Consider the following 222-nt stretch of genomic DNA (forward strand, 5'->3'; position numbering starts at 1 on the left):
CAAATGTCAGGGTCTTATGGGCGCGGCGCAACTGCCACAAAACCTTATGGCGGGCAGCATCACGCACGATTCCGTCCACATGCGCCAAGAATTCGTCTCGAAGCACCGAGTTTTCGCGCTCATAGTGGCATGGCACGAAGCCTCGCGCGCCCCCTTGCTTGATGGCGCGGTGAACTACCTTACTAAACTCAGCGCGAGCTTCCGGGTTCTCGCTAAAAAGCC

At 57.7% G+C, this 222-nt stretch carries 1 protein-coding gene; it reads left to right on the top strand.

All coding sequences use genetic code 11. From position 1 onward, the window contains the following. Nucleotides 1–16 precede the first annotated feature (16 nt). Nucleotides 17–222 (top strand): hypothetical protein (locus tag EG19_RS14230; protein WP_038050611.1); only part of this gene is annotated, 206 nt, incomplete at its 3' end.

Origin of the sequence: Thermoanaerobaculum aquaticum, assembly GCF_000687145.1 — a bacterium.
In the GTDB taxonomy this organism is placed as follows: Bacteria; Acidobacteriota; Thermoanaerobaculia; order Thermoanaerobaculales; family Thermoanaerobaculaceae; genus Thermoanaerobaculum; species Thermoanaerobaculum aquaticum.